Source organism: Psychromonas sp. KJ10-5 (assembly GCF_055808325.1).
Genome location: NZ_CM147864.1, coordinates 1132152 through 1158819, shown reverse-complemented (window position 1 = coordinate 1158819; position 26668 = coordinate 1132152). Strand labels below are relative to the sequence as shown.

28 protein-coding genes are annotated in these 26668 nt (G+C 36.1%); 5 read left to right on the top strand and 23 right to left on the bottom strand.

The window, feature by feature from the left end:
• Positions 1-738, top strand: a complete 738-nt coding sequence (hisA, locus tag AC0L3W_RS05260) for a 1-(5-phosphoribosyl)-5-[(5-phosphoribosylamino)methylideneamino]imidazole-4-carboxamide isomerase (RefSeq protein ID WP_290038158.1) — start codon at positions 1-3, stop codon at positions 736-738.
• A 99-nt stretch (positions 739-837) separates the two neighbouring features.
• Here the strand turns inward: hisA and AC0L3W_RS05255 are convergent, their stop codons facing one another.
• The 13 genes from AC0L3W_RS05255 to AC0L3W_RS05195 form a co-directional block, all read right to left on the bottom strand.
• A complete protein-coding gene (locus tag AC0L3W_RS05255; protein ID WP_409439488.1) occupies positions 838-2076 on the bottom strand; it encodes a class I SAM-dependent methyltransferase in 1239 nt (412 codons plus the stop codon).
• Between the two features lie 35 nt (positions 2077-2111).
• A complete protein-coding gene (locus tag AC0L3W_RS05250) occupies positions 2112-2906 on the bottom strand; it encodes a DUF1365 domain-containing protein (RefSeq protein WP_409439489.1) in 795 nt (264 codons plus the stop codon).
• A 4-nt stretch (positions 2907-2910) separates the two neighbouring features.
• A complete protein-coding gene (locus AC0L3W_RS05245) occupies positions 2911-4185 on the bottom strand; it encodes an NAD(P)/FAD-dependent oxidoreductase (protein ID WP_290038162.1) in 1275 nt (424 codons plus the stop codon).
• Between the two features lie 4 nt (positions 4186-4189).
• The gene (locus AC0L3W_RS05240; RefSeq protein ID WP_409440423.1) at positions 4190-4906 is read right to left on the bottom strand and encodes an SDR family NAD(P)-dependent oxidoreductase; all 717 of its coding nucleotides are present in this window, start codon (positions 4904-4906) and stop codon (positions 4190-4192) included.
• A complete protein-coding gene (locus tag AC0L3W_RS05235; RefSeq protein ID WP_290038164.1) occupies positions 4906-5364 on the bottom strand; it encodes a nuclear transport factor 2 family protein in 459 nt (152 codons plus the stop codon). Before AC0L3W_RS05235 ends, AC0L3W_RS05240 begins: the two co-directional genes overlap by 1 nt.
• A 75-nt stretch (positions 5365-5439) precedes the next feature.
• Positions 5440-6813 (bottom strand): deoxyribodipyrimidine photo-lyase, encoded by a 1374-nt coding sequence (gene phrB / locus AC0L3W_RS05230; protein ID WP_409439490.1) that lies wholly within the window; start codon positions 6811-6813, stop codon positions 5440-5442.
• A gap of 74 nt (positions 6814-6887) precedes the next feature.
• Positions 6888-7847 (bottom strand): YbgA family protein, encoded by a 960-nt coding sequence (locus tag AC0L3W_RS05225; RefSeq protein ID WP_409439491.1) that lies wholly within the window; start codon positions 7845-7847, stop codon positions 6888-6890.
• A gap of 30 nt (positions 7848-7877) precedes the next feature.
• Positions 7878-8576: a ChrR family anti-sigma-E factor gene (locus AC0L3W_RS05220; protein ID WP_290038167.1), complete on the bottom strand. Its 699-nt coding sequence runs from the start codon at positions 8574-8576 to the stop codon at positions 7878-7880.
• Complete coding sequence (locus AC0L3W_RS05215) at positions 8569-9195, bottom strand: sigma-70 family RNA polymerase sigma factor (RefSeq protein WP_409439492.1); 627 nt, start codon at positions 9193-9195, stop codon at positions 8569-8571. Before AC0L3W_RS05215 ends, AC0L3W_RS05220 begins: the two co-directional genes overlap by 8 nt.
• 92 nt (positions 9196-9287) lie before the next feature.
• Positions 9288-9854: an LON peptidase substrate-binding domain-containing protein gene (locus AC0L3W_RS05210; RefSeq protein ID WP_290038170.1), complete on the bottom strand. Its 567-nt coding sequence runs from the start codon at positions 9852-9854 to the stop codon at positions 9288-9290.
• A gap of 129 nt (positions 9855-9983) precedes the next feature.
• The gene (locus AC0L3W_RS05205) at positions 9984-10535 is read right to left on the bottom strand and encodes a DUF3833 domain-containing protein (protein WP_290038172.1); all 552 of its coding nucleotides are present in this window, start codon (positions 10533-10535) and stop codon (positions 9984-9986) included.
• A complete protein-coding gene (locus AC0L3W_RS05200; RefSeq protein ID WP_290038174.1) occupies positions 10532-11080 on the bottom strand; it encodes a chalcone isomerase family protein in 549 nt (182 codons plus the stop codon). Before AC0L3W_RS05200 ends, AC0L3W_RS05205 begins: the two co-directional genes overlap by 4 nt.
• Positions 11073-11570 carry a DUF2878 domain-containing protein gene (locus AC0L3W_RS05195; RefSeq protein WP_290038175.1) on the bottom strand — a complete coding sequence of 166 codons (498 nt, stop codon included), beginning with the start codon at positions 11568-11570 and terminating at the stop codon, positions 11073-11075. The genes AC0L3W_RS05200 and AC0L3W_RS05195 overlap by 8 nt, the downstream gene beginning before the upstream one ends.
• A 328-nt stretch (positions 11571-11898) precedes the next feature.
• On the opposite strand from AC0L3W_RS05195, the gene hisF reads away from it, so the two are divergent.
• Positions 11899-12672, top strand: a complete 774-nt coding sequence (hisF, locus tag AC0L3W_RS05190) for an imidazole glycerol phosphate synthase subunit HisF (RefSeq protein ID WP_409439493.1) — start codon at positions 11899-11901, stop codon at positions 12670-12672.
• Entirely contained in the window at positions 12669-13292 is a 624-nt protein-coding gene (gene hisIE / locus AC0L3W_RS05185) for a bifunctional phosphoribosyl-AMP cyclohydrolase/phosphoribosyl-ATP diphosphatase HisIE (RefSeq protein WP_409439494.1), read from the top strand. Before hisF ends, hisIE begins: the two co-directional genes overlap by 4 nt.
• 76 nt (positions 13293-13368) lie before the next feature.
• Here hisIE and AC0L3W_RS05180 read toward each other — a convergent pair whose 3' ends face one another.
• From AC0L3W_RS05180 to AC0L3W_RS05145, 8 genes are all read right to left on the bottom strand, one after another.
• A complete protein-coding gene (locus tag AC0L3W_RS05180) occupies positions 13369-14337 on the bottom strand; it encodes a choice-of-anchor A family protein (RefSeq protein WP_409439495.1) in 969 nt (322 codons plus the stop codon).
• Between the two features lie 178 nt (positions 14338-14515).
• Positions 14516-15097, bottom strand: a complete 582-nt coding sequence (locus AC0L3W_RS05175) for a heme-binding beta-barrel domain-containing protein (protein WP_290038182.1) — start codon at positions 15095-15097, stop codon at positions 14516-14518.
• Between the two features lie 159 nt (positions 15098-15256).
• Positions 15257-15868, bottom strand: coding sequence for a hypothetical protein (locus AC0L3W_RS05170; protein WP_409439496.1), 612 nt, complete (start codon positions 15866-15868; stop codon positions 15257-15259).
• 669 nt (positions 15869-16537) lie between these two features.
• Complete coding sequence (locus AC0L3W_RS05165; RefSeq protein ID WP_409439497.1) at positions 16538-17278, bottom strand: amino acid ABC transporter ATP-binding protein; 741 nt, start codon at positions 17276-17278, stop codon at positions 16538-16540.
• A gap of 2 nt (positions 17279-17280) precedes the next feature.
• Positions 17281-17952 carry an amino acid ABC transporter permease gene (locus AC0L3W_RS05160; RefSeq protein WP_290038186.1) on the bottom strand — a complete coding sequence of 224 codons (672 nt, stop codon included), beginning with the start codon at positions 17950-17952 and terminating at the stop codon, positions 17281-17283.
• Positions 17953-17977: 25 nt separating this feature from the next.
• A complete protein-coding gene (locus tag AC0L3W_RS05155; protein WP_290038188.1) occupies positions 17978-18736 on the bottom strand; it encodes an amino acid ABC transporter substrate-binding protein in 759 nt (252 codons plus the stop codon).
• 513 nt (positions 18737-19249) lie between these two features.
• The gene (locus AC0L3W_RS05150; RefSeq protein ID WP_409440424.1) at positions 19250-19846 is read right to left on the bottom strand and encodes a glutathione S-transferase family protein; all 597 of its coding nucleotides are present in this window, start codon (positions 19844-19846) and stop codon (positions 19250-19252) included.
• Between the two features lie 15 nt (positions 19847-19861).
• Complete coding sequence (locus AC0L3W_RS05145) at positions 19862-21103, bottom strand: DUF711 family protein (protein WP_409439498.1); 1242 nt, start codon at positions 21101-21103, stop codon at positions 19862-19864.
• A gap of 159 nt (positions 21104-21262) precedes the next feature.
• Here AC0L3W_RS05145 and AC0L3W_RS05140 point away from each other — a divergent pair, with 159 nt between their 5' ends.
• Both AC0L3W_RS05140 and AC0L3W_RS05135 read left to right on the top strand, forming a co-directional pair.
• Positions 21263-23101 carry a sensor histidine kinase gene (locus AC0L3W_RS05140; protein ID WP_409439499.1) on the top strand — a complete coding sequence of 613 codons (1839 nt, stop codon included), beginning with the start codon at positions 21263-21265 and terminating at the stop codon, positions 23099-23101.
• Complete coding sequence (locus AC0L3W_RS05135; protein WP_290038191.1) at positions 23098-24426, top strand: sigma-54-dependent transcriptional regulator; 1329 nt, start codon at positions 23098-23100, stop codon at positions 24424-24426. The genes AC0L3W_RS05140 and AC0L3W_RS05135 overlap by 4 nt, the downstream gene beginning before the upstream one ends.
• A gap of 149 nt (positions 24427-24575) precedes the next feature.
• On the opposite strand, the gene AC0L3W_RS05130 is transcribed toward AC0L3W_RS05135, so the two are convergent.
• The gene (locus tag AC0L3W_RS05130; RefSeq protein WP_290038192.1) at positions 24576-25949 is read right to left on the bottom strand and encodes a TRAP transporter large permease; all 1374 of its coding nucleotides are present in this window, start codon (positions 25947-25949) and stop codon (positions 24576-24578) included.
• Positions 25949-26620, bottom strand: a complete 672-nt coding sequence (locus AC0L3W_RS05125) for a TRAP transporter small permease (RefSeq protein WP_409439500.1) — start codon at positions 26618-26620, stop codon at positions 25949-25951. Before AC0L3W_RS05125 ends, AC0L3W_RS05130 begins: the two co-directional genes overlap by 1 nt.
• Between the last annotated feature and the right edge of the window lie 48 nt (positions 26621-26668).

Below are 26668 nucleotides of genomic sequence, written 5' to 3'. Positions count from 1 at the left end.
ATGATAATTCCAGCACTCGACCTAATTGACGGTAAAGTCGTTCGTTTATACCAAGGCGATTACGATCAAAAAACCGTTTACAGCGATGACCCACAAAGCTTATACACCATTTATAACGAACAAGGTGCAAACTGGTTGCACCTTGTTGATTTAGATGGTGCTAAAGATATTACTAAGCGTCAACTATCTGTCATTGAAAGCTTAATCAAAAATACGCCTGCTAAAGTACAAGTAGGTGGAGGCGTGCGCACTGAAGAAGATGTTAAAGGTCTTTTAGATACAGGTGCTCACCGTGTGGTAATTGGTTCAACAGCTGTTAAAGAGCCTGAAATGGTTGCTGGATGGATGGAAAAATATGGACCAGAGCATATTGTACTAGCACTAGACATTAATATTGATCAACAGGGTAACAAAATTGTTGCTGTATCAGGTTGGCAAGAAGACAGTGGCCAAACGATTGAGTCGCTATTGGACATCTACCTTAAAGTTGGTTTAAAACACGTTCTCTGCACAGATATTTCTAAAGATGGAACATTAACAGGCTCTAATGTTGATTTGTATAAAGAGATGGCTGTCGCTTTTCCGAGTGTGTCTTGGCAAGCTTCTGGCGGTATCGGATCATTAGACGATATTGCTGATGTTGCCCGCTCAGGTGCTCAAGGAATGATTGTGGGACGCGCTTTATTAGAAGGCAAATTTACGGTAGAAGAAGCAATTAATTGCTGGCAGAACGCTTAAGTAGTTTTTGTTATATTCTTTCTGTTATATGAAAAGAAAAGCTAAAAAAAGGCGCTATTTTTAATAGCGCCTTTTTGTAAAAAACACAGTGTTTATTAACTACTTTCTTGCGACAAGGTGTACTGTGCTAATCGAACGTTCTAAGAATGCGCCTTCACAGTAAGAAAAGTAATATAACCATAAACGTTTAAACTCTTCATCATAACCATGCTGAGTTAATTCACTCCAAGATGCTAAGAAATTAGTACGCCAATCTGCTAGCGTTTTTGCGTAATCTAGACCTATATCATGCAAACCTTCAATCACCATCTCACTGCTTTTTGTTAGCTGTTGTGAAAGAATATTAATAGAAGGTAAAAAACCTCCAGGGAATATGTAACGCTGAATAAAATCTACATTACTCTTGTAGTGTTCAAAACGTTGATCCGCAATGGTAATAGACTGTATTAGTAATTTACCACCTGGTTTCAACCTTGCATTACACTGTTCAAAAAAGCTTGGTAAGAATTCATAACCTACCGCTTCGATCATCTCCACCGAAACCACTTTATCAAAGGTGCCAGTTAAATCGCGATAATCTTTTTTCAATAAGGTAATTTTATCTTCAAGCCCTAATGCTTTAACACGTGTTTCGGCATAAGCATATTGAGCATCTGAAATAGTTGTTGTGGTGACTTTACAACCAACATGTTGAGCTGCGTAAATAGCAAGTCCACCCCACCCAGTGCCAATCTCCAATAAATGCTCATCTTTTTTTAATGATAAACGTTCACAAATTGTTTTTAATTTGTAAAGTTGTGCATATTGTAACGTTGTTGTTTCAGATGGATAAATGGCAGATGAGTACATCATTTCTGGGTCTAAAAAACGCGTATAGAGCTCATTACCTAAATCGTAATGCGCAAGTATATTTCGCTTCGAACCAGACTGAGTGTTTCTATTTTGCCAATGTGAAAAACTGTTTTTAATCTTATTGAATAAAGACTTGTTGGAATCTAATTGATCAGTTTGTTGCTGTGCCTTAGCAAAAATCCTAATGACATTAGTTAAGTTTGGACTGGTCCATTTTCCTGCAATAAACGCTTCAGAGACACCAATACTGCCTCCCTTAACAAATTGTTTATAAACAGCAATATCATGGATATGAATTTTCGCTTTGATTAAACTATCTTGATGTTCTGCTTCAATTACTTCAGGAAAAAAGTAATGTTGAGAACCTTCAACAACCTCTAATTGACCATAACTTAACTTTGAGAATACAGAATGAACAAGTTCTCGACAGCGTTTATCAAACCAACTATTTGTCTCTACAGCTACCACCTTTTGTACTTCTTCCATTAATGTCTCCTAAAATATAAAGCCTGTAATAGATACTAAGTGGCTTTTTGATAACCTACAAAAGGAATTCGTTTTACAAATAACTTGAGGGCTTGCCAATATATACCTAATACAATCTTGCCCGTCATGATTGGAATTTGGGCCCAAATTTTAAATAAATTTTGCTTATTGAAAGCCTGTTTTTTTAAACATAGGCTTGCTTCAAATAATTTTAAAAAGTCTTGATTGTTTTGCTCATAGCGCCTGTTTTCAATCTTAACCATTAAACGTTCAGTCTCAGCACTTGGCGCTTTTACTTGCCAAATATAACTCATGTTAAGGTCCATAAATGGCGATACTTGAAATACCTTATTCGTTATTTTTGGTTGCTTAACTTTCGTTAAATCAACCAGGTAATAATGTCTTTCATTCCATGGTGTATTACTGACTTCAGCTAACATTTGTGTACATTGGTCATTTACATCGTAACAAAAATAGAAATTTACCGGACTAAAGTATAATCCAAAACAACGCACCTGAACTAACATTAAGATACGTGTAATATCTTCATGACCATCAAGACTTTTTACTTTGTTTCTAATACGTTGTGAAAGTTTGTTCGGTTCACTTCTCAGGTAATCTTTCTCTACAAATCGTAATGGATGGAACCATGCATAACCAAAAACACCAACACCTTGTTCCTCTTCTGCTAATTTATCTACATCCAACGCCAACATAAATAGCTTAGCATTAAAGTGATGTTTTTTAGGTACAAAGCGATGATGAATAACATTACCTACATAAATTGCACTATGCTCGAATCTTGTAGTGTGTAAGACCTGACTTTCCATAGCATTACTTCCTTGCAAAGGCATCAAGGTAGCAATCAAAACGTTGTGCGACTTCAACCGCACTTTTTACTCCATCTTCATGAAAACCATTATGCCAATAAGCACCTGCGAAATGAGTATGTCGCTTACCGCATATGGTATCTCTTTGCTGTTGAGATCGAATCGACTGCAATGAAAAAACTGGATGATAATAAGTAAACTCTCTTAATATTTTATCTGCGTCTATCTCCTCTTTTTGATTCAAGGTTACACAAAATGTTTCATCACTGTCTATTCCCTGCAATATATTCATATTATAGGTAACACTCGCGGCTTTTTCTCTGTCATCACTTAATTGATAATTCCAGCTAGCCCAGGCTTTTTCCCTATCAGGTAAGAGCTTTATATCAGTATGTAAAACAACTGAGTTCTCACTATATGGCATCCCAGATAACACCCTTTGTTCATCATCAGTGGCGTCACTTAATAGTTTTAAAGCTTGATCTGAATGACATGCAATTACTATTTCATCAAAGGTTTGCATTTCATTTTCATCTTCAAAATGAATATGAACTTTATCTTCTTGTCTTGTAATACCAATGAGTTTCGAATTTAAATGAATTCGCTGCTTAAAAGGTTCACACAAAGGGGGTATATAGCTTCTTGATCCATTGGGGATAACATACCATTGCGGCCTATCTGCTATATTTAGTAAACCGTGGTGATGAAAAAACTGTACAAAAAATCTGAATTCAAAGCTTTCCATTTGCGCTAAGGAGCTTGACCAAATAGCAGCGCCCATAGGTAATATGTAATGCTCAGCAAAAAAAGCACTAAAATGATTCGATTTCAAGAAATCACCAAGTGTATCGCCAGGTTGATAACTGTTCTGTTCAAAGATGGCTTTACATAATTTATTAAACCTCAAAATTTCTTTAACTAATACCCAGAATTTAGGTTTAAATATATTACTGCGTTGTGCAAATAGGGTATCAAGATTATGACCATTGTATTCAAGCCCAGTTTGGCAGTTATGTACTGAAAAACTCATTTCAGTGGCTTGCTTACCGATACCTATTTCATCTAATAAAGCGAGATAATTTGGATAGGTTTTATCATTAAATACAATAAAGCCTGTATCAATAGCATAAGGGATACCATTTTTTTCAATATCGACAGTAGCTGTATGCCCACCAATATAATCATTTTTTTCGAACACAGTAACTTGGTGTTTTTTAGATAATAGGTAAGCAGCTGTTAATCCAGAGATTCCTGAACCTATAATGGCAATATTTTTCATTAAGTTATCCCTTGACGATCAGTTTACGCCAAATCCAATTCGGCATAATTGAGAAAAATTTAAGTAGCGTTGTTAGGCGCTTTGGAAAATGGGCATACTCTCTACGGTTATCAATTGCTTTAGCGATATGTTGAGCAGCTTCTTCACTAGTAAGTAAAAACGGCATCGGGAAATCATTTTTCTCAGTTAAAGGTGTTTTAATAAAGCCTGGATGTATTAAGGTGACATCAATCTTATATTTTATAAGATCTAACCTTAGGCTGTTGGCTAGGTAGTCAACACCAGACTTTGAAGCGCCGTAAGCTTCACTCCGTTGAAATGGCATTAAAGTCGCACTAGAGCTAACAAATACAACTTGCCCACCTTCACGTACTTTTGGTAAAAAATACTGTAATAACCAACCTAAAGAGATCAAATTTGTTTGTATAACATCCGCAAATAATGCGCCATCAAAATGTTTAGCATCATCAATATAACGACAATTGCCTGCATTTAACACTAGGATATCTAGGCTATCTAAGGACTTTGAGAAAGCCTCAATTTCAGATGGAATAGTCATATCAAACTGACCGGTCATGTATGCTTGCTCAGCCATTTCCTGTAACTTTTCTTGGTTACGTCCACAGGCGATGACATTATTCCCCAGCTGATGATAATAGTCGAAGAGTGAATGGCCGATACCGGAGGTTGCACCTGTGATCAATATATTTTTAGCAGTCATCATTGTGCAGCCTTTACTTTGATCCAGTGAATCAATTTGCCAATCAAGGGTAATTGCTCGTATAACATAGCACCTAAATCTAAGAAATCACGGTGGTATACAATTTTATTATCTTTTGCAATCAACTTAGAAGAACCTTGAACTGATACTATTTCACCTTTATTTAATTTGGTATGTTGATAGTTCATTTCCCAATAAACTGCGGCCTGTTGTCCACTCACAATGACGTCATTAATAGTAAAAGTACAACTACTCAAATTTTTATATAGACCATCAAAGTAATCGTGTAAGTTAGACAGCCCTTTGATCTCATGGATAGGGTCAATGAATGTTACTTCTTGTGCGTATATTTCATCTAATAAATCTAAGTTATTAATTGAAAGTTTCTGATACACAGAAATAAATCGATTTAACCACTCAGGATATTGCTTTACTACTGCTAACCTATCTTTGTCCATTGTATTACCTTAAATATATCCACCTAATGTCAATCAATAAACATACCAGATTTGTCATCTGTTTATTAATATTGGTTACTTGTAAAAAGCTAATGCATTCAATCTTGCTTCTTTATGATCGACTATTGCAGGCCAATAAATAGATAAATTATTTTCTTTTATATATTTGTGTGGAAAATGTATCTGTTTATCAGGCAACTTGCTAAGTTCTGGTAAATATTTACGGATAAAAGTGCCTTTAGGATCAAACCTTTCACTTTGAGTAATCGGATTGAATATTCTGAAATAAGGTTGTGCATCGCAGCCGGTACTTGAAGCCCACTGCCAACCACCATTATTTGAAGCCAAATCACCATCAATAAGGTGCTGCATAAAATAACGTTCGCCTAAACGCCAATCAATTAATAGATGCTTTGTTAAAAAGCTAGCAACTACCATACGTAGGCGATTGTGCATCCAACCAGTTTGATTTAGCTGTCTCATAGCCGCATCTACCAACGGGTATCCGGTTTTACCCTCGCACCAAGCTTCAAAAAGTGCAGAATCATATGGCCATGAATGATCTTGATATTTATCATTAAAACATTTGTGTTTACACAGACTTGGCTTTGCAAATACTAGGTGACGATAAAATTCACGCCAAATAATCTCATTCAACCAGCAAAACTCATCACTATCGCTGCTAATTAAAATATCAGGATATTTATCTAACAAACTTTTAAAAACATAACGTGGACTTAACACCCCTGCCGCCAAATATGGTGAAATACCACTTGTTCCTTTTACGCTAGGAATATCACGAACATTTTTGTAATTTGATACTTTAAATCGGTAAAAAAGCGGTAAGGCTTTTTCTGTTAATATGCTCGCTAGAGGCCACTTACTTGATAATGATGAAATTTTATCGTCTTCAGTTATACTTTTTTTGTCGCTTATACTTTCAAAGTATTGATAACCATGTTCCCTAACATAGGTTAACCAAGCACGCTTAAAAGGAGTAAACACTTTGTACATATCACCTGATTTGGTAACAATTTTTCCTTTAGGTACGATTACGTCTGCTTCAAATAAAGTTAGAGGTATTTGTTCTGTTAAACATAATTGATCACGTTGTTGCTCGTTGATTTCTAATTCACTGTTGGCTAAAACTTGTTTTACATCATTCTCTTCACAGTAATTTTTTAAGTATGCAACCTGATCTTTGAAATAATCAACTTCAACTAACTCTAACTGAATGTTAATTGCGGCTAATTTTTTAACTAACGCAACAGCATGCCGTTTAATGAAGTCAATCTTAATAGGAGCCCAGTCATGGGCTAACCACTGTTTTTCAGAAATAAAAAAAACCGCTTTTCCGGTTTCGTTTGAAGTAGATTGATTAATGAATTGATAAAATGCGGGGTTATCATCTGTCCGTAAATCGTTTCGAAACCATAGTAGTTGATTCATAGGAAGGAAATTCCTCTAAATAAGAAGGGATAATAAACGCTACAGTATAAACTGTAGCGATAAAAACTTGGAACTTAGTATGCGTACCTTAATCTAAGCTGTTCTGGATATGGTTGTAAGTAAGACTGGCCTTTCAAATAATCCTTTGGATACTCTCTTAAATAATGATTGATCAATGTTAAAGGAGCAATTAAAGGTAATAGGCCTAAACGATAACCATCTATTTGTTCACACAGCTCTTTACGTTGCTCTGCAACTAAGTGCTTAGAGAAGTAGCCTTGAATATGTGTCAATGTATTTACATGGTTTTTACGCGTAGCAGGAATTTTAAGTGCTTCCATTAGCCCAAAAATATACTTTTCAGCTTTCTCTGCTAATGTCATATCAACATCTGCTAATAATTGTCCAAGTTTCTTGTAAGCCACTAGGTTATGACTCATTACGGTATACTTATAGTGGCTATGGAATGTAGTTAACTTATGTTTTGTTAAACCTGACTCACTTACAATCTGCCAATGTTTGTAGGCATAGATACGTGCCACAAAGTTCTCTCTAATATGCATATCATTTAAGCGACCATTTTCTTCACAAGGTAACAGTGGATTGGCTTCCATTATCTCTTTTGCAAAAGCACCAATGCCATCAGATGCGAGTGAATTACCATCTTCGGAATAAATTTTAACCCGCTCCATACCACAGCTTGGGCTTTTAGCGCAAAATACATAACCACTTAGGTGTTTGGTCATCTCTGCTACTTTTTTACCATACGCCTGTAATGCTTCAGTTACATCACCAGAACCGTCTGGACGAGCCACTGAAATAACATCTCCTTTCTTAATTTGCCTAATCGTTGGACGAGGTATCGGCAAACCAATAGCAACTTCCGGACAGAATGATTCATATTCAACATGATCGCCTAACTCATCGATACAGAACCTAGACGGCTTATTACTAGCATCGAAACGTACTTTTTGACCAATCAAACAGGCACTTATACCAATTTTAATATCTTCTTTTGCGACTGAATAAATCACTATTCGCTCCTTTGAATAAAAAACTAAACACTAATAGATAAACGACCCAATTGGGTTTAATAGCTTATTGATACCCTGTGTAAAGTGTAGTGCATCATTGGCAACTGTGTAACATAAACATCCATTTTGAGAGATAGGATTGTGCGTGAAGGTACCATCTAATAAAATAAAATCGCCTTTATTGTATTCGCCTCTGCTGTCAGTGAATGAACCATCAAGTAAAACTGTCAATTCAAATCCTTTGTGGGTGTGAGCTGGTACACCACCACCTGGATTGATATGCAATAAACTAGAATGGATTTCATCTTCATCAAGTTGTAAACGAGAGCGCGATAATTTTCCAATGTTAGCCGCTTTGCCTAACTCAATACGGCTAAGCGCAGTAGGCAATTGATATGTTTTATCTCTAAATATAACTTCTCGTTGCAATGCTTCAGTGATTACATCAGCATCGTCAGAAAATGTAATATTGCTGATCATTGACTCAAAAAAATCTTCTTCATCAGCTTCCTCTGAGTACGAAGTAAAGCTATTTGAATCTAGATCATCTAGTCGGACTGTCGCTTCTTCAAATGAATGCTCGGCAACCTGTTCCGTTAATTGCGCTATTGTGTGTTGGCAATCAGTGCACATGTCCGCGTGGATACTAATGCCGATAGCAAGCGAAGCCGGCAAGTCGCCATTGACATAAGATTGTAATAATTCAAATTTCGGATGGTGCTTAATCATGTTCTTCTCCTAACTGCACTTTCAATTTAGCGAGTGCTAAACGTAGTCTGGATTTAATAGTGCCAAGTGGTAGGTTAAGATGGTTCGCAAGTTGCTCTTGAGACATTTCCATCAAATAAAAACCTTTAACGACTTGTTGTTGCGCTTCTGGTAATGCTTCAATGACACGTAAAAGCTGATTACTTTCGAGATGATCCTCATAAACTTGCTCTTCGGTCACTGCACCTTCTGCAATTGGCCAAATGTCATCACTCAAATTATCTTCTCGGTTACTTTTAACTTTTCTTAATAAATCAAAAGTCACATTACGCATTACCGTATAAACCCATGTCGTTGCAGCACCTTTATTTGCATCAAATAAATGTGCTTTACGCCAAACATTACTCATGGTTTCTTGAACCACTTCGTGGGATTGAGCCTCATTAGGAAATTTACTGCGTGCAATACGCTGTATCTTAGGAGCAAAAAATTTAAACAGATGAGTAAACGCATTTTTACAACGTTTATCAGCAACTTGGTTAAGCCATTCGCTTAGTTGGGTGTGATCTATATTTTCATTCATGCTGTTAGATTTAGCATGACTTACCCCTGTTGGCAATTTAGTTTGTTCGACTACCATAATTATTTCCCTAATTTGGACTCTGGCAATCAATACGCTATCGAAAAATTAAAGATCACTTAAGAATTAAAATATTATGGTTTTTGGAAGGTTTATTGTGAAATGATTGAATGAACTAACTTTTTAGCCTCAGTGTATGAAGAATCAAATACAAATTTATTTTTAACATCAAAGGGAATAGGTAATAACTCTAGCCACCTAGACACCGTCCAATAAGGATTATTTGGTAATTGGTCGTGGTATAACTTAGCGAGTAATTCATTATTCTCAAATAATGTTTTTAATGAGTCAGCTAATAACGCTAGTTCTGTATTTGATGTTTTTTGTGACCAATGCTTTCGTTGTTCAACATCAGCGAACAACAGTTTATCGTTATCTTGTTCAAGTTTAGATAGCTTAACTAAACAACCACATTCGACATCAATTTCTAAGACACCATCCTTCCCTTGTTCAAAGTTAATGACTTCAACCCAACTACCCCAACGGTAAGCCTGATTAATATTCTGTTTGTTAGATGAAATGACAAATCCGCCTAACTGGGAAGCTAGCCCAACCATTTTTAAATAACGAGGTTCAAAAATTCTTAAACGCGTAATACCACCCGGTAATAAGAATAAATCTAGTGGAAAAACTGGGAGATTAGTTGTTTTAGCTGACATAATGGGCCCTCTTTAATAAAAAAATGTGCATAACAATATGCTCACTTGACAGTACGAAGGTGTTGCTAAAATAGTTCATCAATATCGTAAAGCGAATAACAATCAATTAAACTAATTGAGATAGAAATGTTATTCGCAACTTGCTAATGGCGCTTGTTTGTCAAAAAATAGTGTTACATTAGCGACGTTAACACCTAATTTATGAATAGCAGTTTTATTAATGACTCGATACTTGTCTATTTTGTACATCCAATCATTCATGCTCACGTCATAAGTAGTATCATCGACTGGTAAAGTTAAAGTATATTTTAGCTGAAAAGCAAAACCTTGATGCTCACCAATGGCCTCCCCAACCACATCTTCCGCAGTCCCAATGTAACGTCCATCAACTTGCTGTGAAAAATGCCAATTGCGATAACTTATTTCACCATCATCAAAAAAGAATTTTTCAGCCAATATTCCATCTTTACCTTTCCAAGTTCCTTTCAACTCAACACAAAAACGTCTAGTAACTACATTACTAGCATCTTGAATGGTCCCCCATGCGATGACATTGCCATTAAAATACTCTTTAATATCAAAATTACTAGTTTGACTTGAATAATCACTCAAATCTTGAGTACAACTGACTAAAGCAAAGCTACTGAGTAGCAGTACTACTGGAGGATTAACGTATTTCATGATTTTATTCCTAATAATGTATCACGCAGTTCTGGCTGTGAAGTATTCTCCGAAAACCAAATAGCCATAAAAATGTTCCTGAAATCCTTACCATCAATTTGTCCAATGAAACGTTCATTGTAATAGAAAGCACTGTTATTACCTTGAGCAACAAAAGCTAATTGATCACCCTCTTTAATATCAGGCCACATATTACGGAGTTGTTCTAGATAAGAGCTATACCGCTCACTAGCAAAACCAAGGTGCACCCACTGTTCAATAGTTTTCTTTATGAGTTGTTTGGATTCAATACTTTTAAGATATTTAATTTGATACACTATAACCCCTTCCGGGTCAGGATATACGCCACTACTTGTTGATAATTGACTTTGATAAATATCCCAAATAAACACCGAAAAGGTTGCCCTGCCTACCTGTATCGTTGCTGTTGATTTTAACAATTCAGATAGACTATTTTTCCATTGATCTGGTTCCTCAGCAGGTACTGCAAAGGTTAAGTTGATCAATAGAATTGACGCAACTAACCCTTTAAATAACTTAAGCATACTGTAGGTCTCTCTGTAATATGATTGATTTTAAATAAAAAAATAAAAGGAATAAGCATCCCCAAATTATTGCAAGAATTGAGAAAGTAACAGGTAAACTATAAGCGAATACCACAACACCAAAACTTTCCCCTGCTAAATAACTCAATGGCGCAAACCCGCCTCCTATGAGCAATTGGCTTTTTTTGGAAGCGCTCAGAAAAGTTAAACTATGACAAATAGTGCTTGCAAAACAAGCCCACAATACCATCAACCAAAATGGTGTGAAATTAGCATTTGGAAAAGTAAAAAAGTGGATAAAATGCAAAAAAGAATCCACTGACACACCTATAACAGTAACCAATAATACCAGTCGAATTTCTTTAATTATTTTGGACAAGAATTTAAAATGAATAAATAAAAGGGTTAACGCAACAGGAATAAAAATATTTCCCCAATATAATAAACCAAACCATATAAGGTTAAACCCCAACATATTGATTAACATCATTATCACTCCATGATTACTATGTAATTAGTATTGATATTTAAATACGGCCTCTGATTACATAAAGATCTCTTTTGACAGATAGAATCATTCGATATTCACTACTTAAACAATCCAAAAGAAGTAAAGGTTCAGGTATAAAACCAATATTAAAAAGTGCTTAATAATCAGATTAAAGCCTACAAAGTGATCATTAATATAGTTATAATGTATGGATAATGAATTAATAATCTTTACAATCACTTATGATTATTTCTTAATAAAGTATTGGTAAATTATTTTAAGGCCGTTGAATAGCTTAAAATAGTAGACCACATAATAGCGAGGCTTTATGTTAGCAAAACGAATTATTCCATGTTTGGATGTAAAAGATGGACAGGTAGTTAAAGGTGTACAATTTCGTAACCACGAGATTGTAGGCGATATCGTTCCACTTGCTAAACGTTATGCAGAAGAAGGCGCAGATGAGTTAGTTTTTTACGATATTACTGCCAGCTCTGATGATAGAGTGGTCGATAAAAGCTGGGTTAGCCGAGTTGCTGAAGTCATCGATATCCCATTTTGTGTTGCAGGCGGTATCAAAACAGAAGAAGACGCAAAACGCATTTTACAGTTTGGTGCAGATAAAGTTTCTATCAACAGCCCTGCGCTTGCAGATCCAAGCCTTATTAATCGTCTAGCTGAAAAATTTGGTACGCAATGTATTGTTATTGGCATTGATTCATACTTTGATGAAGAAACGGGCCAACACCAGGTTAAACAGTTTACAGGTAATGAAGCAGCTACAGTAACAACCAAATGGAACACTTTTGATTGGATAAAAGAAGTACAATCACGTGGTGCCGGTGAAATAGTATTAAACGTAATGAACCAAGATGGCGTACGTTGCGGATATGATATTGACCAACTTTCTCAAGCACGTGCTATTTGTCATGTGCCATTAATTGCATCGGGCGGTGCCGGTGAAATGGTTCATTTTGCAGATGTATTTAATAAAGCTGATGTTGACGGTGCTTTAGCAGCCAGTGTATTCCACAAACAAATAATTAATATTGGTGAGTTAAAATCTTACCTTAAAACAGAAAAGGTAGAGATACGTTTATGAGTTTAATGAAAGAAGAGCAACTAGCAACGTTAGATTGGGAAAAAGTAGATAACCTAATGCCTGTTATTGTACAGAACCAAGTTTCAGGTAAAGTATTAATGCTAGGTTATGTTAATAAAGAATCATTAGCAGCAACACTTGAATCTGGTAAAATGACTTTTTTTAGCCGTACTAAACAACGTTTATGGTGTAAAGGTGAGCAGTCAGGTAACTTTTTAAATGTAGTTGAAATCAGTTCAGACTGTGATAACGATACGTTATTAGCGATTGTAAACCCAATCGGTCCAACTTGCCATTTAGGCAATGAAACTTGTTTTAAAAATGAACAAGAGCCTTCATTAAGTTTCATCTCTGACTTAGAGCAAGTAATCAAAAGCCGTAAAGGTGCTGACCCAAAGAGCAGCTACACAGCTAGCTTGTATGCACGAGGTACAAAACGAATCTCACAAAAAGTCGGTGAAGAAGGTGTTGAGGTTGCACTAGCAGCAATGGCAAAAGATATGGATGAGTTAACTTGTGAAAGCGCTGATTTACTATATCACTTAACTGTCTTATTACAGAATGAAGGCCTATCGCTTTCGGATGTTGCTGATAAATTAGCTGAACGTCATAGTAAGTAATTAGATATTAACCCTAAATTAAAAACCGCTCACAGTTATGTGTCAGCGGTTTTTTACATTTAAAAATATGAATTGATTAAGATTTTGACCTATTCCACATCATCATACCAGCCAGAGCAGTTAATAGAATGAAGAACATACTAGGCTCAGGCACTTTTACCGGGTCAGTTGAATTATTAGCATCAGGGTCATAACTAATTACACCTGTGAATAATGCATCATGCACTTCACCATTTTGTTGAAAATTATTAACAACCACTGAACCTTCAATAGGCGTGGCATTAGTAAGGTCTGCAAAAGGTGCCAATACACTACCATTGATTTGTTTAACTAAATCAATTTCAGTCGCCTCAAAGAAATTCCAAATAATATTCTCTCTAAAAACATCACTAGTAATATTACCCACGGCATTACCTAAATTTGAATCATTAATCATCTCACCAGACACATTAATAATGATAGTTGAGGGAGACTGACCGTTTAAATCAATATCATACTGTTGTATCAGATTATTCTCGAAAAAACTTTCAGAAGTAATGTTAAAGACTGCTGGGTCATTTCCAACTGAATCACCGACGTTAAATGATGCAGCCGATGGCTGATTGTTGGATGATGTTAACAAAACAGAGTTAACAGCTAGTTCTGATAAATAACCTGAAAAGTTAATAAATTCAGATTTAATTAAATCAAAGTCATATTGTGATGCATCATTTGATACTGAATTTGAATTAATATTACCATTATTAGTTCCGGCAATAATCACTTCATGCCCATTTGCATTGACTGTTGTGCCTGAAGATAAGTCACTACCAACAACCAGCACACTACCAACAGATGAATCATTTTGAGCTAAATGAGTGCCATAGTTAGAAGCAGAGCCTGATAGATCACCCGCTACAATAGTTTTACCTTCAACTTCACTCGTTGATGTTAAATCATTTAACACCACTAAGTTATATTCATTCAACGTCTCGATAGGACCAGCTAAGCTGAAATGAGCATAACAGGTTAATGCCACACCCATTAATGTGTTTAATTTTTTCATTTGAGTATCTCAAAGATTATTGTTTATTTACAAGTTTATGCAAATATTAAGCCAAAATAGTTAAGTGATTGAAATGTATCAAAGCAAAAGCTAATCAATAAGTTGTAGTTTAAGTAATGTAAGGTTTATCGACAAATAACAGTCTAAATAGAACCAACACAGCAACTTTAACTTAAAGTTAATCTAGCTTAACACTAGTATCAATCTCTCTTATCAACCTATGGTGGTCGTTATGATTAAATTCGTTACCATAAATATCTAGCATCATGTGCTGCGAGTATTGTAACTTATCACCTGATAGGGTCATTTTTTTCTGTAATGATTTAGTTGATGCTTTACTTTGTAAAAATGCAGACTCGGTAATTGGCCAATTAGGGCAATTTAAACGCGCTTCAACTTCAAACACAGTTGAACGTTTTGTAGTAGCCTTACCGCCAGCCAGAACAGAAAGCCCACGGGGTATGGTCAAAGAGTTGATCACATTCTCAGTACCTTGCTCCCATAACCAATAACCTACTTCGCGATGGATGATTTTTCCCGTCGAGTTTCTTTGTACTAACTGAGAGTATTGTACTGCGCTCAACGCTTGCTCTTCGGCATTAGATGTTTCGCCTGCTTCTATAAAAACAAGAGTTTCAAAGTAGTCATTAAGTTCAGTTGAGCCATCTGCTTCAGGTGATTTATCTTTACCTTTATTGCCTTTCCATGTACCAATTAACCCAGCTAATGGTCCGTAATCGATTGGGTCTTGCTCCTGCATATTGTTGCCTTTTTATTATTAGTTATTTGGGGGGAAAGATTTCGAGCAGGATTATATAGAAATATCAGGAGCTTTAGTAGAGATTACTACTTTAGTGTAGTGGCAGAGTGATGGACTGGTAAGCAGTTATTTAATATTAACTGCTTACCACTTCTTTAATTAACCATTGGCGGTTTGTTTTCTTTTTTTATATGCACTGATAACCAACTCAATAGCTGATAATAAGATGAGGGTATAACCTAACGTTTCTGTGCCCTCTTCTACAATATTTTTAACGATACGGACATATTGTTCGCCCATCACCGAATGCCAAAATGAACCACGCCCCATTAGTCGTGAAAACGCAACAAGCGTAATAAACCCAGATAAAAACACGCCATAACTTGGCAGAGTAGTGTAGGCTTTTAAAGCCTTATATACCTGTGAGAACTGACCTCGTAATGAACATAATAACCCGATGAAAATCATACACACCAACATCTGCCAAGCACCATCAAATGCATGATGATCCAATAGCGAGTCAGACTCCCTAACAAACATCATAGCTAATAACGCAGCTAAGATTTTACCAATAATATTTGATGCTTTATCTAACTTAGCTGCCCATAAAAACAACATACAACTACTGAAAGTTAATAGGTCTTGTAGATGTTCTGTTAATGTATGTTCGCTATATTGGGCATGAGTATGAAGTTGGTAACCTTCCATATCAATCAATATTGCCACTACAGAGACAACAATTAAATAGAGTAAAGCGCGGAGTAAAAACATAAATAGGGTCTACCATGATTATTTCATCTCAACATATTTAATGAGATGAATGAGTAAAAAATTGATTTCGTATAGCTCAATAGCCTATTAACGATCTCAACAGCACAAATTTATAAATTACACTTTTAAAATACCAATCATGCTCAATAACTTCTCTATCACATTAGGAGTTAAGCTATAGAATACAATTGCATAAACAAGCACTCTTCAGCGATAACTTGAATAGTAAATTACTATTTCTCTAATAAGATTACCAAAGAGCCTATGAGGGGGAACTCTTAACGCTGCGACTTTATCAACGCCATTAATTACTTGCTCTACATTCATTAAATAGAGATTAGTGGTTTCATGTTTTTGATAAGAGCTTTAATGAAAATGGAATTAATTCATTCATGATGAAAGAATGGTTTAATATTCTTTAATACTCATCAATTTAAACTCATTAATCCTTTAATGATAGTTCAATACTTTTATGGTAACTATATTAAATAATTGAAGTTGCTTGCTTTATAAAGTCTAATTAATAAAGTGCAGGATTATAACAATGCTAGAAGAGTAATACAGCTGTTTTAACAAAGTATTTACATTATTCTTTATAAAAAATAACAAGTAGAAACTCTGTTAGGAAATGAGCAAAGCTACCCCAGAAAAGAGGTAGCTTTGAATAGACTAATGTTGCTTTAAAGCACGCTTAACAAAGGCTTTAGTTCGCTCATGTTCAGGATTAGAAAATATCTGTTGAGGTGTGCCCTGCTCTACAATGTAACCATCTTCCATAAAGATAACGCGATCCGCGACTTCTTTAGCAAATTGCATTTCATGGGTGACCACTATCATGGTTTGTTTCTCTAGAGCTAATTGTTTCATTACAGCGAGTACTTCATCAACCCACTCAGGATCTAAAGCTGAAGTTGGTTCATCAAATAAGATAACTTCACCTTTTGCAGCCATTGCCCGAGCGATCCCCACACGTTGTTGTTGTCCACCTGAAAGTTGCGAAGGGTATACATTAAGCTTCTCAGCTAAACCAACTTTCACTAAGATGGCTTCAGCAGTTGATAACGCTTCTTGCTTAGAAACTTTCCAAACCGTGATTAAACTTTCAGCAACATTTTGTAATGCGGTTTTATTGGCGAACAAAGAATAATTTTGAAATACAAAACTACTTTGTTTGCGCAATTCAGTAATATCTTTAGCTTTATGGCTCAAAGCATCGATACTCGCAGGCCCGATAGTAATATTACCTGTAGTTGGTGTTTCAAGGTAATTTAAGCAACGAAGTAATGTTGATTTACCAGTACCAGATGGACCGATAATAACCACTATTTCACCCTTTGCTACTTCAAAGTCAATCTCTTTGAGTACTGCTAGATCACCAAATTTTTTACTTAACTGAGACACGCTGATCATGATTAATAGGCCTTATTAAGTTTATATTCTAATAGATGCTGGATACGAGTGAAGAAGATAACCACCACCCAATAAATTACCGCTACGGCTAAAAAGCTTTCAAAAAATTTAAAGCTAGAAGAAGCTTCCATTTGTGCTTTAGCCATAATTTCAGCCACCCCAAGAGTGAAAGCCAAAGAGGTACTTTTAATCATATCGATAAAGTAGTTCATCAAAGATGGTGTCGCAACACGTGAAGCTTGAGGCAATATAACGCGTTTCATCGCCTGTAAACGTGTCATACCAATACTTAAACACGCTTCCATTTGAGACTTATCAATACCTAATATAGCGGCACGAATACTTTCCGCCATATAAGCAGAAAAGTGTAATGATAGGCCAATAATAGCGGCAGTGAAGGCATCCATACCCACAAAGATAGGCATGAATTGTGGAAAGCCATAATACAGAAGAAACAACTGCACCAATAAAGGTGTTCCACGGAAAAATGAAATATACAGTGATGCAAGGTGTTGAATAAAGGCAATTTTAAATACTCGCACTAGGGCTAAACCTAACGCGAGTATCAATGCAAATAAGAACCCCCAAAGTGCCATTTCCATCGTTACCCCAAGATACTTAAGTAAAATGGGCATTAATTCAATTATGTATTGAAGGTCAAAAGAACTTTGCATAAAAACGACTCTTTAAGGATTAATATTATTGTGTAATGTCTGTACCAAACCACTTATCTGAAATTTCAGCTAATTTACCATCAGCGCGCATTGCCGCTAATGCAGTATTAACTTGGTCACGAATAGCTAGTTGCGATGGTTTGTTTAAAAATGGCATTGCATTTTTAATTTCTTCGAATGGGTGGCCAGCTAATTGTAATGGTAAACCTGCTTCTTTGATTAATTGTACTGAAGAAACACGGTCCATGACAAACGCATCTGCACGGCCAAGCGCTACATCTTGTTCAATACCTGTATCGTAAGTAACAATGTTGATTTCGTTGTTAGTATCGTATTTACGTAATACTTCTTCGAAGTTACTGCCTAAGTTAACTGCCACTTTCTTACCTTTTAGGTCTTCGATACCTTGAATATCATCACGACCTTTACGAACCGTCACTTGAACACCATCAATCACGTAAGGAGTTGAGAATGCATATTTAGCAGAACGCGCTTCAGTGATAGTAATTTGGTTAGAAATAGTATCGATATGACCTGCTTCTAACATACCAAATAAACCAGAGAAACTTGCAGTTATAAATTCAACTTTGTAATCAGAGCGTTTTGCAATTTCATTCCATACATCAACTTCAAAGCCTTGTAGTTTATCTTGCTTAGAAAAGGTAAATGGGAAATAACGACCAGACATACCGACTTTAACAGTTTCTTGTGCAAATGCCGGAACAGTTAATAAGCTGCTTGCTGCTACGAAAGCAATCAGTGCCTTTTTAAAAAATAATTTCATAGTAATCCCTATCTAGGTAATGTTTCCAATATGCTAATTAAGATCCACCTATTTTCAGTAGCAAGATAATTATCTTTAACAACTAAAAATAACGTCTAATTACCATTATCAGTGTTAGCTATAGTAAAAGTGTCATTAAACGTATTTATTATTGTTTAATGAGGTAATTATTATTCCAATAATCTAAATGGTTTATAAATAAAATGAGATAAAACGCAGTTAATAAAACGATCTAGCTTTTATACATAGTCAGTTTGTTACTATTAACACAATCTTTGTTTATAAATTAAACTAAATGATTATTTATCAGAAAAACAGCTGAATTCTACCGTAAAATCAATGTTTAAATCATCAAAATAATTGATTCTAAAGTAAAACAAAACCATTCAACCGGAAATGTGCAGCGAATAGTAAACTACTCTTGCTACTCTGTCGTTTAAGATTTTATAACTTAATGTTATATAATAGAGAGTTAGATATAGCCTTGAATAGGATAGAGCGAGTTAACAGCGATTAACCAATAGCAATATAATCAGTATGGTTTTTAATACGTGAAATCCAGGCAAGGATTGCAGGATAACCATTTAAATTAAACCCGCCTTCATAAGCCACATGCGTATAGGCAAACAAACAAATATCTGCAATTGAAAAATCGTCGCCTACTAAAAAGGGATGCTCTTGCAATCTCACTTCCATCACTCCCAAGGCTTTTTTGCCACCTTCTTGTTTGCTCGCTAGCTCCTGCAACTTGTCTGCTGGGCTACCTAAATATTTATGAATAAACCGCGCTACAGCGATATAAGGTTCATGGCTGTATTGTTCAAAGAACATCCACTGCATGCAAATGGCTTGTTGGTATTGAGACTCAGGAAATAATTCACTTTTTTGTGCTAAATAATAAAGGATGGCATTGGATTCAAACAAAAATTGTTTATCTTCAGTGACTAATAATGGAATTTTAGCATTGGGATTCATGGCTAAAAAATGATCAGTTCGGGTTTCCCCTTTTAAAATATCAACTTCTACCCAATCATGTTTAATTTGTAATAAAGCGCATAATAATTTCACTTTATAACAGTTACCTGAAAGGCTATCTCCGTATATGGTTATTGGCATACTCTGTCCTTAGGGTACTGCAAGTACCGTACAGTTACACAAATCATCACTTTCAAATGAGGTAGTATCCCCTGCAACCAACCCTGGTACAGGAAACACTCTAACGGTTAATGGTTTATTTAATCTGAAGGCCATCGTCCCAGTATCACACATTAAAGCAGATAGCTTATGGCTTGGTGTGTTACCCGGAATAGGTACTGTATCTAAACCAATTCCACACACCGCACTGTATGTTAATAATGCGCGAATATCAAAATTTGCGGCATGACTACCAACTGCTAACCCACGATCTTCTGTTAAGGCTAACATTAACCCTGAAAAGCCCACCAGCGGCATAGTCTTAATAGATTTAAACACCCTGGTTAATAGCGAAGATGCTTCCACTGTGCCAGCCGCTCCAAAGTATTCAACCCCCATTAATTCGTAAACTTCCGTCATGCTCGCACAATTTTTAGAAGGTGCGGCTGAACTGTCTAAGCCTGCAAAACGATAGGGTATTTCCTCAATGCCATCAATTATTTTTTGAAGCTGATCAACATGTTGCTGTATTTGTTGTACTAATGCCTGGTGATAGCCTTCATATAATGTTTGACGCTCAAGTGTTGAGTTAAGTGAATTAAAGGCCTTGAGTGTTGCAACAAGCAAATCAGGTGTTTCTAAGCCAATCACAAACGTATTTGTATGAGCACTATCAACATAACTAGCAGGAAAATACGGAATAAGTGGCTGGCAATTAAAGTTAACGGTAAAATTAAAGTTACCTTCTCCCCTTGGAGTCACATCACTAATTTTGCGAACTGTTTTCACCGCTTCGTCAATTAATTTCTTATCCAATAAAAAATGTTGATCAGCAGGGATATTCACACATACATTACATAAATCCCCAAACTCTTTTATCAATTCAGGAATTAAGCTTAACTCATGAGCATTTTTAGCTTCGCCAATGGCAAATCTTAACCTAAGCCCACTGCCCTGATAATGAGTTAAAATAGTATTAAGTTTACGTAAATCATTTTGAGCACTAGTCAAATTAGTTGTATCGATATATTCAGAAAAAGCATTAGTGACAATGCGAATAGATTGAACTTGATATCCCTGACTCTTGAAATCATCTGCTAGAGACACACAAAATTTATTGGCTTGCTCAATCAAGCTCGGCCATTTCCTTTGGTCAAAATCAAACTTAAGAAAAGTCGTGATGGTTCTTACTTTACACAAGGATTTATCTAACAATAATTCTGGGAACTGCATTTACGGCCCTCTATAATCAATCAAATTAATAAACTAGGTCTTTCTCACATTATCATAATTATCAACAAATTAAATATAAAACTAAGCGTCGTGAAACAATAAAACTTAGTGTATTAGGGTAAATTAAATAGCCAAAGTTTTTGAATAAGGAATACCTTAGTGACATTAAATACCATGCCATTAGGACGTCGCATTAATACCCTATGTTTTATATTTTACTGCATGACATTGGTGATTAGTCTTCATACCCTTTGGCAAACTAGCTATCAGTCACTACAAATTAGTAACCAGCAACAGCTTGAACGTTTTAAACGTCACTTAGACAGTCAGCTCGGCCATTATTCGTTCATTCCGCAATTAGTATCTCGTCAAGATGTTATTTTTAAAGCGTTTCAATTTCCTGATAATCAGTCCGTTATCGATAGTACCAATAAACACTTAGAGTCTATCAATCACATTGTCAGCGCCTCAGATACTTATCTACTCGATAAAAGTGGAACAACGATTGCGGCCAGTAATTGGCAAAAAGAAACCACATTTATTGGCAACAATTTTAATTTCCGCCCCTATTTCAATGAAGCAATACAGGGAAGACAAGCCCAATATTTTGCCTTAGGCTCACGATCAGGCAAACGAGGTTATTATTTCTCATACCCAGTTCATAATGGGATACAAGTGATTGGTGTGATCGTCGTTAAAATGGACTTATCGTTAATTGAAAAAGACTGGGTAGGTAAAGAGCAACATTTTTTAGTCACTGATAACGATGGTATAGTGTTTATATCATCCAGAGAGGATTGGTTATTTCATAGCTTAACGCCATTAACTCCACAGCAAAGATCAATGATCAAACAGGAAAAACGATATTTACAACGTATTATAAAATCTCTGCCCCCTATTTATGGCGATCTAAAAAAACAAGCAAACATACTTACATTGGCCAATAAAAAAGCCTTTTCTAACTACTATTTATCACTATTCACGGTATCTGAAGATAAACAATGGACGGTGAGAGTCTTCGCTCCAATTGCACCTATTATCATCGACTTACTGATCTTAACGTTGATAATTACCCTGGTATATTTACTAATTTATTTATCACTAATCATTATCAAACAACAATTACATAGACATCAAGAACAAGCACGCATTGAAGCAAAAACTAAGCAAACCCTAGAAATGACAGTATTAGAAAGAACCTCTGCACTACAAGCCGAAATTGAAGAAAGACATAAAGCAGAAAGTGCCCTTCGCTCCACACAAAAAGAACTTATACAATCTGCAAAATTAGCTGTATTAGGACAATTGTCCACCAGCATTAGTCATGAACTTAATAACCCTCTTTCAGCGATAAGAAGTTATGCAGACAATGCGATTATTTTTCTACAAAGAGATAAGCTGGAAAACGTACATGAAAATTTAATGCGAATTACCTCATTAACCGAACGCATGGCCAAAATTAGTGCACAACTAAAATCCTTTGCAAGGAAGTCTGATGGTGAACTGCAAATTGTTGCATTACAACCCATTATCTTAGCAGCACAGGAATTACTTAAAGCGCAATTTAAAAACAAACAAGTACAACTCGTATTAGATATGCCAACACATTTTATCCATGTCAAAGCAGATGCAATTCAATTAGAGCAAATACTCATTAATCTACTATCAAATGCTTTACAGTCGATGCAAAACACCCAACAAAATCAAATAAAAGTGCGTCTTACTAACACAAAACATAAGGCAACGATAAGTGTACTTGATGAAGGTACAGGCATAGATATAAACCACCTTCCACGTTTATTTGAACCTTTCTTTACCACTAAGGAAACTGGCTTAGGTTTAGGGTTATCTATTTCCCAACAAATTATCAATAATATGCAAGGCAAGTTAACCGCTCGAAATAGACAAGAGCAAGGTGCTGAATTCACTGTTAGCCTACCTATTTATATGCCTAATCAACAGCTCAACTCGAATAATATTAAGGAGCCAAATCAATGATATTTTTTATTGATGATGAAGATGATATGCGTATCGCTCATCAACAAAGTTTTGCATTAGCCAACATAGAAGCGCAATGTTTTGCCGATGCAGAATCGGCATTAGTTGCAATGCAAAGTACATTACCGTTAATGATCATTTCTGATATCCGTTTACCCGGCATCACAGGCTTACAATTGTTAAACACACTTCAACAAAAAGATGCAAATTTACCGGTCGTATTAATTACTGGCCATGGTGATATCTCTATGGCCGTAGAAGCCATTAGAAATGGAGCCTATGATTTTATAGAAAAACCCTTTGCGTCAGATAGATTAATTGAAATAACTCGTAAAGCCATTGAAAAAAGGCAATTGACTCTAGAAAACCGCGAATTAAAAAAAGCACTTCAAAGTAAAGATACTCTAGGCCCCAGAATCATAGGTAACACTCCAAGTATTATTGCCTTAAAACAAATGATTTATAGAGTTGCAGATAGTCATGCCGATATACTCTTATACGGTGAAACAGGAACTGGCAAAGAGTTAGTCGCTCGCTCCCTGCATGAGCAAAGTCAACGTAGTAGTCATAACTTTGTAGCAGTAAACTGTGGCGCAGTCCCTGAAAATTTAATTGAAAGTGAATTATATGGCCATGAAAAAGGCGCATTTACTGGTGCCGACTCACAACGTATTGGTAAGTTTGAATATGCACAAGGTGGCACCCTATTCTTAGATGAAATAGAGTCTATGCCAATGCAGGCACAAGTCAGGTTATTAAGGGTATTACAGGAACGCACATTAGAAAGAGTAGGATCGAATAAAGCTATCGATTTAGACATCAGGATCATAGCAGCCACTAAAGTTGATTTAAAAGAAACAGAACACTTCCGACAGGATCTTTATTACCGTTTAAACATGGTGACCCTAGATTTACCACCTTTACGTCAGCGTAAAGAAGACATTGCCCCTCTGTTCCATCACTTTTTATTAGTGGCAGCAGCTAGGTACGGTAAAGCAGCGCCTGCATTACCCGCTGATTCATTACAAGCATTAATCAGTCATGACTGGCCAGGCAACGTAAGGGAGCTAAGAAATGCTGCAGAACGTTTTATTTTATTAGGCAGTTTGTCAGACTTAAACCACGCAAATAATAATATGAGTGCAGGATTAAGTTTATCTGAACAAGTAGAAGTTTTTGAAAAAACGCTTATTGAACAAGCTTTGAGCCTGAGTAACGGGAGTATTAAAAATACCATGGAGGCATTAACCTTACCGCGTAAAACACTATATGACAAAATGCAGAAACACGGCTTACAAAAACAAAACTTTAAAAATGAAGACTAACTTCTTCGTAAAAATAGTTTGATTGCTTGTGGATTAGCATCGTGAATCTGGAATTATTTCTTTAGTGTGTCCTTCTTTCTCTTATAAAAATGCTGGAATTGTAAGTTCCAGCATATAATCATAAACAGTGTGGTAAGCATTCTGTAGTATTATTTAGTGATCACTTCAGGCCCCATCATTAAATTAGGTAACCAAGTCGACACACTCGGCACATAAGTCACAATAATCAAAAAGATAAACATAACCCCCACTAAAGGTAATGATGCTTTGACTACTTTCATCATGGACAATTTAGCCACTCCCGCAGTCACAAATAGATTTAGCCCCACTGGTGGTGTGATCATTCCTATTTCCATGTTCACTACCATCATGATGCCAAGATGAATTGGATCAATGCCTAAAGCAATTGCAATAGGAAACACTAAAGGCGCAACAATTATCAACAAACCGGAAGGTTCCATGAATTGACCGCCGACCAGTAACAGCAGATTAACCACAATCAAAAACTCAATGGGTCCAAGTCCTGCCGATAACATAGACTCAGTGATCATCTGAGGAATACGTTCTTCAGTCAGTACGTGTTTAAGAATTAAGGCATTAGCAACAATAAACATTAACATAATAGTCAGTTTACCCGCTTCATAAAGCGTTTTACGTGTATCCTCGTGACAAAACACATGCATTGCTTTTAACCAATATGCTTTACGTTTTTTATGGTCAGGCTCTTTCTCCGCTAACGGTCCCATATCCTTATAAACAAAATTACAAATGATAAAGGCATATACAGCGGCTACAGCGGCAGCTTCAGTAGGCGTGAATACACCGCCATAAATACCTCCAAGAATAATAACAATCAGTAATAATCCCCATCCAGCATCTTTTGCGGAATTAAACACTTCACCCCAACCCACGAATGGTTGTGCAGGGATATTTTTATAACGAGCATAGATATAGATAGCTAACATCAGCATCAGTCCAGCTAATAACCCTGGTATAACACCCCCTAAGAACATACGGCCAACAGAGACATCAGTCGCTGCTGCATAAACAACCATTACAATAGAAGGTGGTATGAGAATTCCTAACGTTCCCGCATTACAGATAACACCTGCGGCAAACTCTTTGGTGTAACCATTCTTTACCATCCCAGCAATAACAATTCCCCCAATTGCGACAACGGTTGCAGGTGAAGATCCAGATAAAGCTGCAAACATCATACAAGCAACCACGGATGCCATAGCTAATCCGCCACGAAGTGAACCTACTAAAGCGATAGCGAAACGAATAATACGTTTAGCTACGCCACCAGTGGCCATAAAGCTAGAAGCTAAAATAAAGAAAGGAATGGCTAATAAGGTGTAATGTCCTGTAAACGCATTAAGTAAAGTTTGTGCAATCGACGCTAGAGAAGCATCAGAGTGAATTAATAAAAAGACAATACTAGAAGCACCTAAGGAGATAGCAATAGGTACACCAATCACCATCAATATAATTACCATAATAAACAGCATTAACATCGCCATTAACTTTTCTCCCTTTCATTGTCTTTACCTTGAATAATGACTTGTTGTTCAACATTGTTTTCTTGGTCATGCAATGCATCAACTTTTTCTTCAGCTTCGTGACTTGCAATCATTCTGTCGGCTGAGTTGTTAATAATGTTCCAAGCTATTTGTAAAAACCTAAAGGTCATTAACGCCATTGATAGTGGTAATGCAAAATAAGGAATGAATCGAGGTAACCTTTCGTATCGTTCCCCCTCGTTAAACCAATCAGATAAGAACTGTAGAATATCAGGCATCGGAATATCTTCTGTTTCATACCAAGCACGGTCAGTAATAAACGGCACCCAATAATTCCAAGAACCAATCAATAGTGAAATTGAGAAGAATAGGCAAGTCGCCACAGCCAATAGCGCACAGGTTTTTTTCAACCCAGCAGGAACAATATTTATAACTACATCAACACCAATATGGGAATGTTTTTTCACACCATATGAAGCACCTACCAAAACCATCCATGCAAACATAAACACAGTCAGCTCTAATGCCCATAATATGTTGTCATTGAATACATAACGGACAATTACATTGGCAAAAGTTAACAGTGTCATCAACCCTAGAAAAACAGCGATTAATGTCTCTTCGATATGATCTGTTATTTTTCCAACTCGAGTAAATAGCGTATTTGTCATTAATAACTCCTTCTGCAATGACAACCTTGAAAAATGGCATCCTTGTAA